Origin of the sequence: Solilutibacter silvestris (assembly GCF_050574925.1) — a bacterium.
GTDB classification, from domain to species: domain Bacteria; phylum Pseudomonadota; class Gammaproteobacteria; order Xanthomonadales; family Xanthomonadaceae; genus Solilutibacter; species Solilutibacter silvestris_A.
The window spans coordinates 1089829-1106304 of sequence record NZ_JBCMOO010000002.1; the positions used below are offsets into that span (position 1 = coordinate 1089829).

Genomic DNA, 16476 nt, shown 5'->3' on the forward strand with positions numbered 1-16476 from the left:
CGCCGCACCGCCATGACCGACGCCCCGCCCGACCGCCTGAGCAACGACCCGCGCAGCAAGTTCCACGATCCCGATCTGCTGGAACGCGGCATCGGCATCCGTTTCAACGGTGTCGAGCGCACCAATGTCGAAGAGTATTGCGTGAGCGAAGGCTGGATCCGCGTGGCGATGGGCCGCGCACTCGATCGTCGCGGCCAGCCGATGACGATGAAGATCAAGGGCACGGTCGAGCCCTACTTCCGCACCTGAACCGCACCTTCGTCGCGGACATTGCGCTCACGCCCGCTTAAGGGCGCGATGGTCTAACGTGTGCGGGCACCGCAAGGGTGCGCCACACGGAAGAATGCCCATGCGCAAAACTCTTTTCATCGCCGCATTCGCCGCGGCCGCGCTGTTCGCGCAGAACGCCAGCGCCGGCGAACTCAGCTGCAACCTGCGTTTCAACCTCAAGGGCTGGTCGGCTTTCTACAAGCATTCCGAAGGCAACGGCATCGTCCGCTGCAGCGACGGCAGCACCTTGCCGGTGAAGATCGAAGCCAAGGGCGGCGGCCTGACTTTCGGCAAATCCAACATCCGCGACGGCCAGGGCAAGTTCTCCAGCGTTCACAACATCCGCGACGTGATCGGCGGCTATGCGACGGCGGAAGCAAGCGCCGCGGCCGGCGACGCAGTGAAAGCCCAGGTCGTGACCAAGGGTCCGATCTCGCTGGCGCTGTCCGGCAAGGGCAAGGGCGTCGAACTCGGCGTCGCGTTCGGCAGCTTCATCATCAGCGAAGCCGGCGGCAAGCACTGACTTCAGACGGCATCGCGCTGGCGCGATGCAACATCACCGCGGCGGCGGGCATTGCTAACATCGAATGCTTCCCGCCCCCGGTGATGTCCGATGCGTCGTTCATTCCTTGCAGTCGTGCTGTGCGCAGCCATCGTTGCACCCACGCACGCAGCCAATGGCCCGAAGGCCACGCCGACCTTCGATCCCAAATCGATTTCCAATGACATTCGCGTCCTTGCCTCGGACGAATTCGAAGGACGCGGCCCGGCGACTGCCGGCGAAACCAAGACTGTCGACTGGCTGATCGCGCAACTCAAGGCCGGTGGATTGAAGCCCGGCGGCACGATGCAAAAAGACGGCAAGCGCGGCTGGACGCAGGCGGTGCCGCTGTTGCGTTCCGAAATCACCGGTTCGCCGCAGGTATCGGTGGACGCCGATGGCAGGCAGATCGCGATGACGCAGGGCGAACAGATCGCGATCCGCTCGGCGCTGGATGGATCGAAGAGCGTCGACATCCACGACGCCCCGCTGGTCTTCGTCGGTTACGGCGTCAAGGCGCCCGAGCGCAAGTGGGACGATTTCAAGGGCGCCGACCTGCGCGGCAAGATCCTGGTGGTGCTGGTCAACGATCCCGACTTCGAGACTGGCCACGGCGATTTCGGCGGCAAGGCCATGACCTACTACGGCCGCTGGACCTACAAGTTCGAGGAGGGCGCGCGCCAGGGCGCCGCCGGCGTGCTGGTGGTGCATGAAACCGCGCCGGCTTCGTATGGCTGGGCGACGGTGAAGAACTCCAATACCAACACCATGTTCGACGTGGTGCGCGATCGCCCGAAGGAAACGCATCCGCAACTGGAAGGCTGGATCCAGCGCGATGTTGCGATCGATCTGTTCAAGCGCGCCGGCCTCGATTTCGATGCGTTGAAGAAACAGGCGCAGACGCGCGACTTCAAGCCGGTCGAACTCAAGGGCGAACGTTTCTCGGCGAAGTACGCGGTGGATTCGAAGGTCATCACGTCCCACAACGTGGTCGCGATGGTGCCCGGTCGCAGCCACCCCGACGAAATGGTGATGTACAGCGCGCACTGGGATCATCTCGGCGTCGGCGCGCCGGACGCCAAGGGCGATCGCATCTACAACGGCGCGGTCGACAACGCCAGCGGGACCGCCGGCGTGCTGGCCTTGGCGCGCGCATTCGCCAAGGCGAAACCGGCGCCACAGCGCTCGCTCGGTTTCCTGTTCGTCACTGCGGAGGAAAAAGGCCTGCTCGGCTCCGAGTACTACGCCAGCAAGCCGGTCTATCCTCTGGGCAAGACCGTCGGCGTGATCAACATCGACGGCATGAACATGGAAGGGCCCACCCGCGACTTCACGATCTCCGGCAGCGCCAAGCTCGATCTCCTCGATGACCTGGTCGCCACCGCCAAGCAGTGGAACATGAGCTACAGCCCGGACTCGCATCCGGAGGCGGGACTGTTCTTCCGTTCCGATCACTTCTCGTTCGCCAAGCGCGGCGTGCCGGCGGTGTCGTTCGAAGCCGGCGACGACATGATCGACGGCGGCGTCGCCGCGGGCCGCAAGTTGAGCGCGGAATACACCCGCGACCGCTATCATCAGCCTGCCGACCAGTGGGAGGCGTCATGGCCGGTGACCGGCGCCGCGCGCGACCTGCAAGTGGCGTACGCACTGGGCTGGCAGCTGGCGAATTCACGCGAATGGCCGAACTGGTCGCAGGATTCCGAATTCCGCGCAGCGCGCGACAAGAGCGCGAAAGACCGAAAATAACCGCACGATCAACAAGGGGATGGGGACATGATTCAACGTTGCACGCGCCTGCTGTTTGCATTGGCACTGGCATTTCTTGCCGCACCGGTTTTCGCCGATGAGGCTTCGGGCAAGACCGATCCGGTCGACCAGCTGGCTTGGCAAGTCGGCCCGACCACGGCCAAGGTGGGCAGCCAGGCCACGCTGCAGGTGCCGAAGGGCTATCGCTTCCTCGACAGCGCCAATTCGCACAAGCTCGAAGAAATCATGCACAACCCGCCCAGCGAGGGCGAGCTCTACACGCTGGCGCCCGACGACCTGCACTGGATCGCACTGCTCTCGTTCGATGCCATCGGTTACGTGAAGGACGACGAGAAGCTCGATGCCGACGCGCTGCTGAAGTCGGTGCAGGAAGGCACCGAAGCCAGCAACGAGGAACGCCGCAAGCGCGGCTGGGGCGCGATCCACGCCACCGGTTGGAGCTTCAAGCCGCAATACGATCCACAATCCCATCGGCTTGAGTGGGCGATCATCGGCGAGAACGAACAGACCAAGGGCAAGACGATCAACTACAACACCCGCCTGCTCGGCCGCCACGGCGTGATGAACCTGGTCGTGCTCGCCGATCCGGAAACGCTGACCGCATCGATCAACGAATTCAAGGGCCTGTTGCCGGGTTACGACTTCAACGACGGCGAACGCTATGCGCAGTTCAAGGCCGGCGACCACGTCGCCGAGATCGGCCTGGCCGCCCTGGTGACCGGCGGCGCCGCCGCGATCGCCGCCAAGAAGGGACTGTTCGCGACCATCGGTATCGCGCTGGTGAAGTTCTGGAAGCTGCTCTTGGTCGGGTTTGCCGCCGCCGGCGCCGCGATCAAGCGTTTCTTCTCGCGCGACAAGTCCTGATCGCGGATGTGGATCGCGGGCGAATGGCTGCTCGCCGCCGGAATCCTGTTGTTCTATCTCCAGGATTCCGCGCTGCTGCTGTACCACGATGAGGTCGCCATCGCCGAACGCTGGCGGAACTGGAAGGTCTCCGCCAGTGCCGGCGTCGAACTCGCGGGACGTTATCTCTTCCTGCCCAATCCGCTCGTGCCGCAGCGCGCACTGTTCCGCGCGACGTGGACGGCAGTCGATGGTGTCGACGACGGCGCTCGCCTCGATGCTTTCCTGTCGCAACTGATGCCGTTTCGCATCGGCTGCGTCTTTGCCTGGGCGATCGTGCTGGTGGCGATCCCCGTCACCGTGCTGGCCCATCGTTCGCCAACGCTGCTGCTGACGGAATTGCTGGCGTCGTACCTCGTCACCGCGGCCATGGGCGTTTTCGCCTGGCGTCGCCGCGCCGCACTCGGGCTCGATGCGAAAGCGGCGCTGGGCCTGATCGCGGAAACGCTGCTGTGCCCTCCTTACTCGGTGAATTACCTGCGTCGCCTGTGCCGGCATCATGCGTTCGCCAGCGATCCGGTGAAATTCGCCACCCGTCATTGCAATACGCGTGACCGCGCGTCGTTGCGCCGCGAGTTGCTCGACCGCACCGACATCGACCTGTCCTTCGCCGATCCCGGCAGCGAGCTGCAAGCCGGTTTGCAGGCGCGTCGCGAACGCATCTCCCGGAGCCTTCCCGCATGATCCAACTCATCGCCATCGTCGTCGGCTGTTTCCTGTTCGGCTACTGGCTGGTCGCAGTGCTGCTGCCGAACCTCAAGCGTGAATCGCCATCTGCGTCGCCGCCACGGGCCGATTCCGTCCCCCGCCCCTGGTTCGAAGTCCTCGAGGTGCCATCCAATGCGCCGCTGGCCGACATCCAGGCCGCCTACCAGCGACTGCGCGGCCAATACATCGCGGAAGACATCGATCGCCTGCCGATCGGGCTGCGCACCGCGTTCGAGGACAAGCTGAAGGAACTTGATCGCGCCTACCACGACGCGCTTTATCATCGGGAATGACCCCGACGAGGAGTATCCCGTGAAGCACGCGCGATTGATCCTGTCGACACTGCTCGCTGCGGCTGCATGCACGAGCGCGCGCGCCGCCGAACCCGTCGCCCAGGTGCGCGTCACCTTCGATCGCCAGCACATCCTGATTCGCGACGCCAAAGGCTATGCCGACGTCGCCGCGCAACGCCGCATCACCGTTGACGATCCCGCGCGCATCGCATCGGTGTCGAAGCTGGTGACGACGCTCGGGGTGATGCGCCTGGTCGAACAAGGCAAATTGAATCTCGACGAAGACGTGTCGAAACGGCTGGGCTGGACGCTGCGCAATCCCGCGTTCCCGGACACGCCCATCACCCTGCGCATGCTGCTGTCGCATACCTCCAGCCTGACCGACAACGCCGGCTACTGGAATGTCGCGCTGGGCGAGGACATCCGCACGCTCGCCAACGACCCCAAGGCATGGGACAGCGCGCATGCGCCCGGCACCTGGTTCCGCTACACCAACCTCAACTTCCCGATGGTCGCCGGCGTCATGGAACGCGCCGGCGGCGAACGTTTCGATCGCCTGATGCAACGCCTGGTGTTGCAGCCGCTGGGGCTGCATGCCTGCTTCAACTGGTCGGGCTGCGATGCCGCGACCATCGCGCGTGGCGTCGTGCTGTATGACGCCGCGGGCAAGCCGCAGAAGGACGACCTGCACGGCAAGGCGCCGGACTGTCCGGTGATCCCTGCGCGCGATGGCGGCTGCGATCTCACGAAATGGGTCGCCGGGCAGAACGGCACGCTGTTCTCGCCGCAGGGCGGCCTGCGCATCTCGGTGATGGACCTGGCGAAAATCGGGCAGTTGTTGTTGAACGACGGGCGCGTTGGCAAGACGCGGTTCCTCACCGCGAAATCGGTACAAGCAATGCTGTCCTCGCACTGGCGCTACGACGGCCATGACGGCGATATCGGCGAAATGGACGAACCGCAGCGCGGCAGTTTCTTCTGCAGTTACGGTTACGCCTCGCAGCAACTCTCACGCGGCGACGGCAAATCCTGTCGCGACGATCTGTTCAGCGACGGCCGCTTGCACGTCGGCCATTCCGGAAATGCCTACGGCCTGCTTTCGGGCGTGTGGATCGATCCCCAGGCCGGCACCGGCGTCGCCTATTTCGCCACCGGTGTCGAGAACGCCGCCAGCGGCGCGCATTCCGCCTTCAGCGCGATCGAGGAGTCGATGGCGACCGGGCACTGACCCGATCGCCACGACGTGGCATCAAGCCGCTTTCGAAGACAGTTGCGGATCGCGCGCCAGCTTCGGCGCGACCATCGGAATGGTCAGCATCGTGCTGGCAACCGCCATCAGCAGCAGGGCGGTGAACGTCTCGTTGGTGATCAGCTGCTTGTCGAGCAGCACGTTGACGAAAATGATCATGATCAGCGCCTTGGTCTGTAGCAGCCAGCCGATGATCGATGTTTCATTGCGCGACCAGCCGAGGAGTTTTCCGGCGATGCGGATGCCCAGCAGCTTGCCGCCGATCGACGCGACCAGCAGCACGCCGGCCGCGATGAAGACCGCAGCGCCGCCAACATCCCATTTGGTGCGCAGGCCGGTGGACAGGAAGAACACCGGCATGAAGGCGAGCAGCACGTAGCGACGGAACTGGTCCATGCTTTCCTGATCGAACCATTCGCCGTCCATCACCGCGCCGGCGAGGAAGGCGCCGACCATGAAATGCAGGCCGGACCAGTCCGCGCCCCATGCGATCGCGACCAGCCAGATGAGCGCGACATACCAGCGATCCCGTTCCTGGAGCGCGCGCATCAGCTTGCGGAACAACACCGTGACCAAGGCGAACGCGATCAGGAATCCGACCTGCTTGCCGACGCGCGTCCAGTCCATGAGGATCATGGCGAGCACGCCCCAGATCGCGATGTCATCGAGGCTGGCGTAGCGGAGCAGGCGCTGGCCCAGCGGTGCGCGCAGGATCTCGAGCTTCTCCATCAGCAGGATCAGGATCGGCAACGCCGTCACCGCGCAGGCCATGCCGATGCCGACGACGAATTGCCAGGACTGCGCCTTCGGGCCGATCCAGCCGGGGAATGCCAGCATTCCGAACGCGGCGACGCCACCGAGGACAAGCGGCGTGCCCAGCGCAAATCCGGCGGAGGTCAGCGATTCACCGCGATGCGTCCACACGCGTTTCAGATCCAACTCGACCCCGGCGATGCAGACGAACAGCATCACCGCCCACCACGCGATGCCGTTGAGCGGCGCGATCACCGCCGGGCTGAACACGTAGGCGTAGTAGTCGGGGAACAGCTTGCCGAGGATGCCCGGCCCGAGCAGGATGCCGGCGATAATCTGCACCACCACCAGCGGCGCGTAGTAATCGGTGCGGCAGACGCGCCAGATCAGATAGGGCACCGTCAGGATGATCCCCATCGCGATCAGGAAGATTTCGGTGGTGTTGGTCGTTGCGTGCAAAGTCGTCCCCTCGTTTTCCCGACCGGCGATCATAAGGGAAGCGCGGACGCACGGGCCACCGCGACGTGCATTGCCCGCATCTGCCAGAATCCGGGCATGAGCACCTCTTCGACCACCGCTTCCGGCGGCATCACCTTCCATCATCCCTTCGCGTTCTGGGCCGGTTGCGCGGCGATCATCGCCGGCGTGCTGATGCACATGCCGATGTTCATGATGGGTCGCGACATGCATTGGCAGATGGTCGGCATGCCGATGGACGCCACGATGATCACCGGCATGGTGCTGATTCCGCTTGGCGTGCTGCTGTCGGGTTACGGACTGATGCCGCGCCTGGCGCAAATGCGTGAAACGCTGCATGGCGGCAAGCGCCATCTTCATTTCCACCTCGCCGACAGCGTCGCGCTCAATCGCGCGCACTGGACGCTGGTGGTCGTGCTGGTGGTCGCGCTGGCGATCGACGTGATGAAGCCGGCCACCCTCGGCTTCGTCATGCCGGGCATGAGCGCCGAATACCAGATCACCAAGCCGACCGCGAGCACGTTGGCGCTGGTCGCATTGATCGGCACCACGGTGGGTTCGATCGTGTGGGGCTGGTTGGCCGATGTCTTCGGTCGCCGTGCCGGCATCCTGCTGTCGGCGCTGATGTTCATCGGCACCGCGATCTGCGGCGCGATGCCGTTGTTCGGCTGGAACCTGGTGATGTGCTTCCTGATGGGCGCATCGGCCGGCGGCCTGCTGCCGATCGCGTTCACCCTGATGGCGGAAACCGTGCCGGCCGCGCATCGTGGCTGGTTGCTGGTCGCACTCGGCGGTGTCGGTACTTCGGCCGGTTACCTGTTGGCGTCGGGCGCCGCCGCGATCCTCGAACCGATGTTCAGCTGGCGCATCCTATGGCTGCTCAACCTGCCGACCGGCATCATCATCCTGTTGCTCAACAACTGGATCCCGGAATCGCCGCGCTTTCTCTCCAACGCCGGACTGGAAGAACAGGCCCGTGCGGTATTACGCCGCTTCGCAGGTCCTGCAGCAGCCGCGGTCGAAGTCGACGATGCACAACATCCGGGCGCACCCGAACTCGACCAGACGCCACCGCCGGCGACATGGCGGCATCTGTTGCGCGGACGCCACGCACAGATCAGCTGGGGCCTGATCGTCTGCGGCATCGCCTGGGGCCTCGCCAATTTCGGTTTCCTGCTGTGGCTGCCAGTTAACCTCACCAAGCTCGGTGTCGATCCGCATGCCGCAAGCAAGTTGCTGGCGAAATCGGCCGTCTACGCGCTGCCCGGCATCGCCGTGGTGGTGTGGCTCTACCACCGCTGGAGCAGTTTCCGTTCACTGGTGCTGTTCATCGCGCTCGCCACGCTGTCATTGCTGGCGTTCGCCGCGATCGGCACCTTCGAGATCCGTTCGCCCGGCGTCACTATCGCCGCGGTCGCCTTGCTGCTGGTCAGCATCAGCGGCGTGGTCGCGATGCTGATCCCCTACGCCACCGAAATCTATCCGGTGCATCTGCGCGGCACCGGCTCCGGCGTGATCGCCGCCAGCTCGAAGGCCGGTGGCGTCCTTGGCGCCGGCCTCGGCGTGTTCGGCCTGTTCGAACACATCACGATGGCCGCAGTCGCCATCGCGGTGGTGATGGCGGCATCCGGCGCGATGCTGCTGCGCCATGGCATCGAAACCCGCGGATCCTCGCTGGAAGACATCCAGGATCAGTTGGCCGAAGCCGACTGATCCACGCGCGCCGGCATCACGGACCGTCGGGAATTTCCGCTTCCACCAGCTGCGCCAGCAGCACCAGCGATTCCTGCCAGCCGAGATAGCACATCTCGGTCGGAATCATTTCCGGGATGCCGCTCTGTTCGATGGAGACATCGGTGCCGCACATCACCGTCTTGAACACGATGGTGGTGCGCATCTCGCCCGGAAGATTGGGATCGTCGAAGGCGTCGGTGTAGACGATCTTCTCGCCCGGGACCAGTTCCTGGTACTGGCCACCGAAATGATGGCTGTTGCCGGTCGAGAAATTGATGAAGCTCATCTTGTAGCGTCCGCCGACGCGGGCATCCATTTCATGCACCTTGCCGGTGAAGCCGTTCGGCGGCAGCCACTTGGCCATCGCGTCGGGATCGAGGAAGGCCTTGTAGATGCGGGCGGCGGGTGCGCGCAGGACGCGATGCAGATTGACGGTTCCGGTAGCCATGTGGTGACTCCTTTGGATTGAATGATGGTGGATCAGTTCATCGGCTTGCGGCAGTTGACCAGCCAGCCCTTGCCGAACTTGTCGGTGAACATGCCGAAGCGATGCGCCCAGAAGGTTTCGGCGATCGGCATCTGCACCGTGCCGCCGGCCGACATGGCCGCGAAGATGCGCTCGGCTTCTTCCGCCGTGTCGGTGACGATGTTGATGGTCGTGCTGCCGGCGGCGTGCGGCGGCGGGCCGTCTGCGCCCATCAGGGTGACTTCGCCGACTTCCACCTGCGAATGCATCACCTTGTCCGCGGAGTCGGGGCCGCACTGCTCGGCCATCGGCGATTCGCCATAGGTGAAGCGCTGCGTCACCTTGCCGCCAAGCGCCTGCGCGTAGAAGTCCATTGCCTCGCGGGCGTTGCCATCGAAATTGAGATACGCGATCAGTTGCATGATTGTTTTCCTTTGGGTGTGGGGGTATCAGGCGTTGACGCCGATCATCCAGCCGATGCCGAATTTGTCGGTCACCATGCCGAACAGCGGCGACCAGAAGGTCTGGCCCAGCGGCATCTGCACCGATCCGCCGGCGGACAGGGCGTCGAAGGCGCGGCGCACGTCGTCTTGGCTGTCCAAGGCCAGCGAGATGCGGAAGCCGGTGTGGTTGGCGGCCTTGTCGGTGTCGCCATCGGAAATCATCAACTGCGCATCGCCGACCTTGAGCGTGGCATGCATCACCTTCGCGTCCCAACCGGTCGGCAGTGGCATCTGCGCCGGCGCCGGGCTCTCGCCGAACGTCATCCGGATCTGCACTTCGGCATCGAGGGCTTGTTGATAGAAACCGATCATTTCATCGGCGCGACCGTTTGCGAACAAATAGGGTTCGAGCTTTTTCATGGCGTTCTCCTGGGTTTTGAATTTGGAACGGGTAAAAGCAATTCGATGTAGCGATGCAGGTGGGCGACGGCATCGGCGGCGACGGCCAGCCCACCCTGCGCCTTGGCGAGCACAAACGCGCCCTGCAGCGCCGTCTGCGTGTACAGCGCGACGCTTTCCGGCGACCACGTCGCCTTCGGTGCATATTTCTTCTTGGCTTCGGCAATATCACGCACCAATGTGTCAGCGTGACCTTCGATGCCGGCGCGGCAGGCCGCGCGCAAGGCGGGATGGCTTTCGTAGGTTTCCTGCACCAGGGTGCCGAGCAGGCAGGTGTACTGCGCGAGCTCGCCTTGCAGCAATTCGCCGCGCAGATCGATATAGGCAAGCACGCGGTCGCGCGGATCGGGCAGCGTGTGATATGAAGATTGCGCGAACAACTGGCCGGTGTACGTGTTCCAGTACTCCACCGCGGCCAAGGCCAAGGCTTCCTTGCTGGCGAAATGATGGAAGAACGCGCCCTTGCTCACGCCGGCGGCGCGACACAGATCGTCCACCGTGGTCGCGGCGTAACCGCGGGTACGGAATTCGCTGAGCGCGGCATCGAGCAGGCGCTGGCGCGAAGAGACGGTGGCTGGAGGTGTCGTGGACATGGATCAATCTGCCAATGACGGAGCGGCATTGATCGCCAGTTGCGCGGCGAATGCACGCTGGTAGGCGGGACGCGCTTCCCCGCGAGCGACGTAAGCAGCGAGACTGGGAAATTCATCGAGGATTCCCGACAGACGCAGCCTGAGCAGCACCGACACCATCATCAGGTCACCGGCACTGAAGTCGCCGTCGAGCCATTCGGAATCGCCGAGATGGGCGGCAAGCTGCTTCAGGCGAACGCGAATGCGATCCGCAACCAACGGCAGGCGCTCGGCGGCCCACGGCTTGTCGCCTTCGTGGATTCGCACGGTCACGAGATCGAGGATCGGCGGCTCGATCGTGTTGACCGCCGCGAACATCCAGGTGATCGCCCGTGCGCGCGCATTGGCGTCTTGGGGAAACAACCCGGGATGGCGTTCGGCGAGATGGAAGACGATCGATCCGGTTTCGAACAGGGCAAGGTCGTCTTCCTCATAGGTCGGGATCTGGCCGAAGGGATGCAGCGCCAAGTGCGCCGGCGCCTTCATCGCCTGGAACGACAGCAGGCGCACGTCGTAGGGCTGGCCGGTTTCCTCCAGCGCCCAGCGCACGCGGGTATCGCGCGCCAGCCCCTTGCCGCCGTCGGGTGACCGTTCGAACGCAGTAATGACGATGCCCATTGCACTGGCTCCCTTGCCGATGGAGTGGACAATACCGACCAGTTGGTATGCTGTCAACCCCCTCGTTCATCGCGCCATTCCCCGTTTCGTCGCACGCCCTCTGGCGCCGGCATTCCCCATCGCTATCCTCGAGCGCAATCCTTCGACCCGCACCGCGAGCCGCGCATGTTCAAGTCCCTGCTCAAGCAACTGTTCTTCGTCCTGCGCATCGCGATCGCCTGGGGCGCGCTGGTGTTGCTGCTGACCGCGCTCTACTCGAGCGTGCCCTGGCTTCGCGAGTTCGAAGCGCCGATGTTGATCTTTGCATTTGGCACGATGGCACTGGTCATCGCCGGTGCGTTCTCGCACCTGCATCGCGTGCGCCTGATCGCCGGCCGCACCGATGGCGACGCCCTCAGCAATCGCCAGCGTCGACAAGTGGAGATTCCGCTGGAAGCCGGCGAGGCCTTCGACCTGCTCGACGCCGCGATCCGCGAATTGCCGGGCATCCAGCAGGTGCAAAGCACGCGCGACAGCCTGCAGGTGAAAGCCAAGGTCGCGCGTCCACATGCGTGGGGCGAGCATCCACTGCAGCGCTGGAATCCGTTGCGCTGGTTCGGCCAGCCGCGCAACCAGTTGCTGGCGACGGTGACGCCAGGCGAGGACAGTGGTCGTGTCACTTTGGTCTGCGAACCGGAAAATCCGACTTGGAGCGACTTGTTCCTGGTCGACGACGGCAGCAACTACGAGAATGCCGAAGCGATCCTGCGCGCGATCACCCGCCGCATCGGCGAACGCCGTCGCAACGAGCGTGCCGATGTCGCCCAGACGTCCGCGCAGAAGGAACTCACCGAAGCGAAGTTGCAGCTGCTGCACGCGCAGGTGGAGCCGCACTTCCTCTACAACACCCTGGCGAGCGCGCAACTGCTCGTCCGCAGCGATCCCGACCGCGCCGAAGCGATGCTTGGCCACCTGATCCAGTACCTGCGCCGCTCCTTGCCGAACGCCGACGACGAGATGTCCACGCTCGGCGCGGAACTGGAACGTGCGCTCGCCTATCTCGAAATCCTTGCCATCCGCATGGGCGATCGCCTCGACGTGCAGATCGACGTGCCGGAAGCGCTGCGCTCGACTCCGCTGCCGGCGATGATGCTGCAGACCCTGGTGGAGAACGCGATCAAGCACGGGCTCGAGCCGCGTACCGGCGGTGGCGTCGTCTGGCTGCGCGCACGCCGCGACGGCGACGGCATCGCGATCACTGTCGCCGACAACGGCGAAGGCTTCACCGGCAAGACCAGTGGCAGCGGCATCGGTTTGAAGAACGTGCGCGAACGCCTGCGCCTGCGCTACGGCTTCGACGCCAACCTGTCGGTGATCGCCAACTTCCCCAGTGGCGTGGCGGCGACGATCACGGTCCCCGCGACCGCAACGACGGAGCGCGCGAACCATGTCTGACCTGCGCACCTGCATCGTCGCCGAAGACGAAACCCTGCTGCGGCATGCGCTGGTCGCCGAACTCAAGCGTGCCTGGCCGGCCTTGCAGATCGTCGCCGAATGCGAAGACGGCGCCAGCGCGGTGGAAGCACTCGCGGAACACATGCCGGACATCGCCTTCCTCGACATCCGCATGCCCGGCCTCAACGGTCTTGAAGTCGCGGCGCTCGCCGCCGATGCCAGCCCGCGTACCCGCATCGTCTTCGTCACCGCCTACGACCAGTACGCCATCGATGCCTTCGAACGCGGCGCGATCGACTATCTGCTGAAGCCGGTGAAACCGGAACGCCTGGACGCGACCGTCGCCCGCCTGCAGGCGCAGGACACGATGCCCGATGCCGCGGCGCTCGCCGCCCTGCTCGACAAGCTCGGCGCGCTGCCGAACGCCGCCGGCGCGATCGAACCCCTGACCTGGATCACCGCCAGCGCGGGACGCGAGACCAAATTGATCCTGGTCGACGACGTCGCCTATTTCCGCGCCGACCACAAATACACCACGGTGGTCACCGCCGATGGCGAAGCGGTATTGCGCACGCCCTTGCGCGAATTGCTGCCACGACTGGATGGCGCCCATTTCAAGCAGATCCATCGCTCCACCATCGTCAACCTGAAGGCCATCGCCGGCATCGCCCGCGACGACAGCGGCCGCGGCACCGTGCGCCTGAAGCAGCGTCCGGAAACACTCGCCGTCAGCCTGCCCTTCATGGCCCTGTTCAAGCACATGTGACCCCGGGAGGAATCGTCATGTCCAAGTTCGTCGCCCTGTTCCAGTTCCTGCTCGCGCTGTCCGGCTGTTCGCAAAGCGGCACCAGCTACAGCCATCGCGTGCAATCGGAGAGCGAAACCCTGTACAGCAAGATCCATGTCCAGGATGGCGTGTCGCGCTTCGAATGCGTCGACAGCAGCAGCGGCCAATGCCAGTACACGCTGTACCCGGATGCCTGCGGCGGTCTCGCCAGCTGCAAGCTGCCGCCGTTGCAGCATTTCGCGATCGCGCGCGGGGAAAGCCGTCAACTCACGGGATTGGTGGACTTCCGGCCCTGCGTGACCACGACCGCGGCCATCCCCGGCGCCGACTGCCAACCCGCGACAACGCCGCACTGAATCGCGGCGTCAGCGCAGTTCCTGCGAGAGATCGAAGCGCTCGATGCGCGCGCCCAGCAGGCGCAGCACGAACGACAGTTCGAACGCGAACACGGCGCCGGCGCAGATCGCCGCCAGCAATCCGCCGACGCCCCAGCCCATCATCCAGCGTCCGAGCAGGAAGGCGAGCCCGCCAACGAGGGCCGCGGGAATCGCGGCCAACACCAGCGTGATCAGGTAACCGAGCATGAAGAACATGCGTTGGCCCATCACTTCGAAACCGCGGTTGTTGCCGTCGCCGCCCAAGGTCCACGCCGGGAAATACAGCATGCCCGCGAACGGCACGCACAACATCAACCCGAACAACGGCGGCGCCATCAATGCCAGGCCGATCGCAGTCGCAACGACCTGTGCCGGCGCCAGCACGTCGTAGCGCGCGGACAGCGCCATTGCGGCGAACAACAGCAGCAACCAGAACGCGAAGCACATCACCGTCGCCGGTGTCGACAATTCGCCCAGCGCGATCTGCCAGCCGCGCAACGGCGCGGCCTTGAGGACATCCAGGCGCTCGAAAGTCCGCCGCAATCCGTTCTGCACCATCATCGGGCCGAGCAGCAGCAGCCAGGCACCAAGCCCGCACACGGACATGCCAATCGCCGCCAACGCGCCACGGCGCGACGGGTCCGCGGCCAGCCAATAACAGGCCGCGATCACCACGACCGCGGCGACCAGCCACGTCCGCAGGCGATACATCGGCCCCATCGCCACCAATCCCTTCCACAGGAAAGCCAACGCGGGTTCGCCGCGCCCCGATAAGCGGAACGGTTCGCTGCGCGGCTTGCTCGGCGCACGCAGGCCCAGGCGACCTTCGCGTTTCGCCGTGGCTTTTTCGGCATGACGACGCGCGTGCACGATCGCTGCGTCCTCGAACGACACCTGCGCGCGCACGACCCAGATGTAGTTCAGCACCAGCAATGCCAGCGCGGGCACCAGGGCGCGCAGGAAGCTCGCGCCATCGGGCGCGAAGATCGGCGCGACCATCCAACGGAACGGGATCAGCAGCCATGACAACGGCGCAGTGGCGACGATGCCGTGGAACCACGACTGCATGCGACCGATGTTGTCGGCGCCGGACGCCACTTCCGGCAACTGAAGCGCACCGCGGATCGGCCACCAGCAGGCGAAGGCGACCACCAGCAGCGCGCAGGTGAGCACGCCGCGACGCAACCACGGGCGTACCCCGAATCCGATGAGGCGCTCGAAGGTGAACGACGTCGCCAGCGAATGCAGCTTCAGGGTCGACATCAGCAACCAGATGCCGGTGGCGTATTGCAGTGGATGGCCGCCGCCGAAACCGACGCCGCGACGCACCAGCAGGCCGATCAGGAACGACGAAAAGAAGATCGCCAGCTGCGAGCGCAACAGGCTGAAATGGATCAGCGACGTGCGCGTCAGCGGCGCCGGGAACAGGAAATCGATTTCGGTTTCGGTGAACGACAACCGCACGCTCTCGCGCGACAGGATCCAGTCGAGGAACACGTACAGCGCCAACGCCAGCGCCGCGAGCGTGGCGATGTCCGCCATCACCGCCGGCGATGCCATCTTCATATTGGCCGGCGCATGCCCGACGCCCATGACCTTGCGGATCATGAAGAAATACAGATAGGCGGCGCCGATCACCGCACCCACCAGGTATTTCGGCTGGCGCAGGCGCAGCACGCGCTGGCGCACGTTGTTGTAGAGCGACGTCGCCTGCAGGTAGACGAAGGCGCCGAACACCGACGTGGACCGGTTGCCCGAAGACATCATGCGTTCACGTGCCCGGTATCGCCGGTGGCGCGGAAGAACACGTCTTCCAGGCTGGCGTCGGCATCGGCGGCGTACAGCGCGCGCACTTGCGCCACCGTGCCGTCGACGACCTTGTTGCCGTCCTTGAGGATCAGGAGATGCGTGCACACCTCTTCGACCAGGTCGAGCAGATGCGAACTGAGGATGATCGCGACGCCCTCGCCGGCGAGCCTGCGCATGGTGTCCTTCATGCGGCGGATGCCATAGGGATCGAGACCGGTCAGCGGCTCGTCGAGGATCACCGCACGCGGCGAATGCAGCAGGCCGCAGGAAATCGCGAGCTTCTGCTTCATCCCACGCGAGAGCTCGGACGGCAACAGCTTGCGCTTGTCGGCCATTTCCAGCTCGTCGAGGATCGGCTGCGCGCGCGCCTGCCAATCGCTGATCCCGTACAGGCGGGCGACGAAATTGAGGTGCTGCTCGACGGTGAGGTGGTCGAACAAACGCGGCTCGTCGGGAATGAAGGCGAGCTGGCGCTTGGCGGCGACCGGATCGGCGGCGATATCGACGCCACCGACATAGGAATGCCCCGTCGTCGCCGGAATGATTCCCGACAGGCAACGCAAGGTGGTGGTCTTGCCGGCGCCATTCGGCCCGACCAGCCCCATCACTTCACCCGCGCCGACCATGAACGAAAGATCGCGGACCGCAGTGAAGTCCCCGTACTGCTTGCTCAGATGCTGGAGTTCGATCATGGGCGGAGTCTAGCTTGGAACCCCTCCCCCGATCACAGTGACGGTTGTCATGCATCGGCTCCAC

Annotated in this window: 19 protein-coding genes; 11 read left to right on the forward strand and 8 right to left on the reverse strand. The window is 64.7% G+C overall.

Translation table 11 applies throughout. The features are described from left to right. Nucleotides 1-12 precede the first annotated feature (12 nt). From ABE093_RS05690 to ABE093_RS05720, 7 genes are all read left to right on the forward strand, one after another. Nucleotides 13-249 carry a DUF3297 family protein gene (locus ABE093_RS05690; protein ID WP_430759859.1) on the forward strand — a complete coding sequence of 79 codons (237 nt, stop codon included), beginning with the start codon at nucleotides 13-15 and terminating at the stop codon, nucleotides 247-249. A 100-nt stretch (nucleotides 250-349) separates the two neighbouring features. Further along, nucleotides 350-793 (forward strand): hypothetical protein, encoded by a 444-nt coding sequence (locus ABE093_RS05695; protein ID WP_430759860.1) that lies wholly within the window; start codon nucleotides 350-352, stop codon nucleotides 791-793. Between the two features lie 90 nt (nucleotides 794-883). Next, nucleotides 884-2557, forward strand: coding sequence for a M28 family metallopeptidase (locus ABE093_RS05700; protein WP_430759861.1), 1674 nt, complete (start codon nucleotides 884-886; stop codon nucleotides 2555-2557). Nucleotides 2558-2584: 27 nt separating this feature from the next. Beyond that, nucleotides 2585-3442, forward strand: a complete 858-nt coding sequence (locus tag ABE093_RS05705; RefSeq protein ID WP_430759862.1) for a DUF2167 domain-containing protein — start codon at nucleotides 2585-2587, stop codon at nucleotides 3440-3442. Nucleotides 3443-3448: 6 nt separating this feature from the next. After that, nucleotides 3449-4165 (forward strand): hypothetical protein, encoded by a 717-nt coding sequence (locus ABE093_RS05710; RefSeq protein ID WP_430759863.1) that lies wholly within the window; start codon nucleotides 3449-3451, stop codon nucleotides 4163-4165. Then, nucleotides 4162-4482, forward strand: coding sequence for a hypothetical protein (locus tag ABE093_RS05715; RefSeq protein ID WP_430759864.1), 321 nt, complete (start codon nucleotides 4162-4164; stop codon nucleotides 4480-4482). The genes ABE093_RS05710 and ABE093_RS05715 overlap by 4 nt, the downstream gene beginning before the upstream one ends. Nucleotides 4483-4501: 19 nt before the next feature. Further along, entirely contained in the window at nucleotides 4502-5710 is a 1209-nt protein-coding gene (locus ABE093_RS05720) for a serine hydrolase domain-containing protein (protein WP_430759865.1), read from the forward strand. Between the two features lie 21 nt (nucleotides 5711-5731). On the opposite strand, the gene ABE093_RS05725 is transcribed toward ABE093_RS05720, so the two are convergent. Continuing rightward, a complete protein-coding gene (locus tag ABE093_RS05725; protein ID WP_430759866.1) occupies nucleotides 5732-6943 on the reverse strand; it encodes a cation:proton antiporter in 1212 nt (403 codons plus the stop codon). A 96-nt stretch (nucleotides 6944-7039) separates the two neighbouring features. On the opposite strand from ABE093_RS05725, the gene ABE093_RS05730 reads away from it, so the two are divergent. Next, a complete protein-coding gene (locus ABE093_RS05730) occupies nucleotides 7040-8674 on the forward strand; it encodes an MFS transporter (protein WP_430759867.1) in 1635 nt (544 codons plus the stop codon). 16 nt (nucleotides 8675-8690) lie between these two features. Here ABE093_RS05730 and ABE093_RS05735 read toward each other — a convergent pair whose 3' ends face one another. Genes ABE093_RS05735 through ABE093_RS05755 form a run of 5 tightly spaced genes read right to left on the reverse strand, consistent with a single transcriptional unit; the run spans nucleotide 8691 to nucleotide 11313 of the window. Continuing rightward, nucleotides 8691-9143: an SRPBCC family protein gene (locus ABE093_RS05735; RefSeq protein WP_430759868.1), complete on the reverse strand. Its 453-nt coding sequence runs from the start codon at nucleotides 9141-9143 to the stop codon at nucleotides 8691-8693. 32 nt (nucleotides 9144-9175) lie between these two features. After that, nucleotides 9176-9583 carry a VOC family protein gene (locus ABE093_RS05740; protein WP_430759869.1) on the reverse strand — a complete coding sequence of 136 codons (408 nt, stop codon included), beginning with the start codon at nucleotides 9581-9583 and terminating at the stop codon, nucleotides 9176-9178. Nucleotides 9584-9610: 27 nt separating this feature from the next. Next, the gene (locus tag ABE093_RS05745) at nucleotides 9611-10024 is read right to left on the reverse strand and encodes a VOC family protein (protein ID WP_430759870.1); all 414 of its coding nucleotides are present in this window, start codon (nucleotides 10022-10024) and stop codon (nucleotides 9611-9613) included. Beyond that, entirely contained in the window at nucleotides 10021-10656 is a 636-nt protein-coding gene (locus tag ABE093_RS05750; RefSeq protein WP_430759871.1) for a TetR/AcrR family transcriptional regulator, read from the reverse strand. Before ABE093_RS05750 ends, ABE093_RS05745 begins: the two co-directional genes overlap by 4 nt. A 3-nt stretch (nucleotides 10657-10659) precedes the next feature. Next, nucleotides 10660-11313 carry a glutathione S-transferase family protein gene (locus ABE093_RS05755; RefSeq protein ID WP_430759872.1) on the reverse strand — a complete coding sequence of 218 codons (654 nt, stop codon included), beginning with the start codon at nucleotides 11311-11313 and terminating at the stop codon, nucleotides 10660-10662. A 165-nt stretch (nucleotides 11314-11478) separates the two neighbouring features. Here ABE093_RS05755 and ABE093_RS05760 point away from each other — a divergent pair, with 165 nt between their 5' ends. Genes ABE093_RS05760 through ABE093_RS05770 form a run of 3 tightly spaced genes read left to right on the forward strand, consistent with a single transcriptional unit; the run spans nucleotide 11479 to nucleotide 13890 of the window. Then, nucleotides 11479-12747, forward strand: a complete 1269-nt coding sequence (locus tag ABE093_RS05760) for a sensor histidine kinase (protein WP_430759873.1) — start codon at nucleotides 11479-11481, stop codon at nucleotides 12745-12747. Continuing rightward, on the forward strand, nucleotides 12740-13513 hold the full coding sequence (locus tag ABE093_RS05765) for a LytR/AlgR family response regulator transcription factor (RefSeq protein WP_430759874.1): 774 nt from the start codon (nucleotides 12740-12742) through the stop codon (nucleotides 13511-13513). Before ABE093_RS05760 ends, ABE093_RS05765 begins: the two co-directional genes overlap by 8 nt. 17 nt (nucleotides 13514-13530) lie before the next feature. Continuing rightward, entirely contained in the window at nucleotides 13531-13890 is a 360-nt protein-coding gene (locus tag ABE093_RS05770; protein WP_430759875.1) for a hypothetical protein, read from the forward strand. A gap of 9 nt (nucleotides 13891-13899) precedes the next feature. Here the strand turns inward: ABE093_RS05770 and ABE093_RS05775 are convergent, their stop codons facing one another. Both ABE093_RS05775 and ABE093_RS05780 read right to left on the reverse strand, forming a co-directional pair. Continuing rightward, entirely contained in the window at nucleotides 13900-15675 is a 1776-nt protein-coding gene (locus ABE093_RS05775; protein WP_430759876.1) for a putative ABC exporter domain-containing protein, read from the reverse strand. After that, a complete protein-coding gene (locus ABE093_RS05780; RefSeq protein ID WP_430759877.1) occupies nucleotides 15675-16412 on the reverse strand; it encodes an ABC transporter ATP-binding protein in 738 nt (245 codons plus the stop codon). The genes ABE093_RS05775 and ABE093_RS05780 overlap by 1 nt, the downstream gene beginning before the upstream one ends. Nucleotides 16413-16476: the final 64 nt, after the last annotated feature.

Excerpts from the sequence above, each read along its gene's own strand:
- ABE093_RS05755 (WP_430759872.1), bottom strand. The coding sequence starts at position 11,313 with ATGGGCATCGTCATTACTGCGTTCGAACGGTCACCCGACGGCGGCAAG.
- ABE093_RS05730 (WP_430759867.1), top strand. The coding sequence starts at position 7,040 with ATGAGCACCTCTTCGACCACCGCTTCCGGCGGCATCACCTTCCATCAT.
- ABE093_RS05745 (WP_430759870.1), bottom strand. The coding sequence starts at position 10,024 with ATGAAAAAGCTCGAACCCTATTTGTTCGCAAACGGTCGCGCCGATGAA.
- ABE093_RS05735 (WP_430759868.1), bottom strand. The coding sequence starts at position 9,143 with ATGGCTACCGGAACCGTCAATCTGCATCGCGTCCTGCGCGCACCCGCC.
- ABE093_RS05780 (WP_430759877.1), bottom strand. The coding sequence starts at position 16,412 with ATGATCGAACTCCAGCATCTGAGCAAGCAGTACGGGGACTTCACTGCG.
- ABE093_RS05770 (WP_430759875.1), top strand. The coding sequence starts at position 13,531 with ATGTCCAAGTTCGTCGCCCTGTTCCAGTTCCTGCTCGCGCTGTCCGGC.
- ABE093_RS05775 (WP_430759876.1), bottom strand. The coding sequence starts at position 15,675 with ATGTCTTCGGGCAACCGGTCCACGTCGGTGTTCGGCGCCTTCGTCTAC.
- ABE093_RS05750 (WP_430759871.1), bottom strand. The coding sequence starts at position 10,656 with ATGTCCACGACACCTCCAGCCACCGTCTCTTCGCGCCAGCGCCTGCTC.
- ABE093_RS05760 (WP_430759873.1), top strand. The coding sequence starts at position 11,479 with ATGTTCAAGTCCCTGCTCAAGCAACTGTTCTTCGTCCTGCGCATCGCG.
- ABE093_RS05765 (WP_430759874.1), top strand. The coding sequence starts at position 12,740 with ATGTCTGACCTGCGCACCTGCATCGTCGCCGAAGACGAAACCCTGCTG.
- ABE093_RS05740 (WP_430759869.1), bottom strand. The coding sequence starts at position 9,583 with ATGCAACTGATCGCGTATCTCAATTTCGATGGCAACGCCCGCGAGGCA.
- ABE093_RS05700 (WP_430759861.1), top strand. The coding sequence starts at position 884 with ATGCGTCGTTCATTCCTTGCAGTCGTGCTGTGCGCAGCCATCGTTGCA.
- ABE093_RS05710 (WP_430759863.1), top strand. The coding sequence starts at position 3,449 with ATGTGGATCGCGGGCGAATGGCTGCTCGCCGCCGGAATCCTGTTGTTC.
- ABE093_RS05690 (WP_430759859.1), top strand. The coding sequence starts at position 13 with ATGACCGACGCCCCGCCCGACCGCCTGAGCAACGACCCGCGCAGCAAG.
- ABE093_RS05705 (WP_430759862.1), top strand. The coding sequence starts at position 2,585 with ATGATTCAACGTTGCACGCGCCTGCTGTTTGCATTGGCACTGGCATTT.
- ABE093_RS05715 (WP_430759864.1), top strand. The coding sequence starts at position 4,162 with ATGATCCAACTCATCGCCATCGTCGTCGGCTGTTTCCTGTTCGGCTAC.
- ABE093_RS05695 (WP_430759860.1), top strand. The coding sequence starts at position 350 with ATGCGCAAAACTCTTTTCATCGCCGCATTCGCCGCGGCCGCGCTGTTC.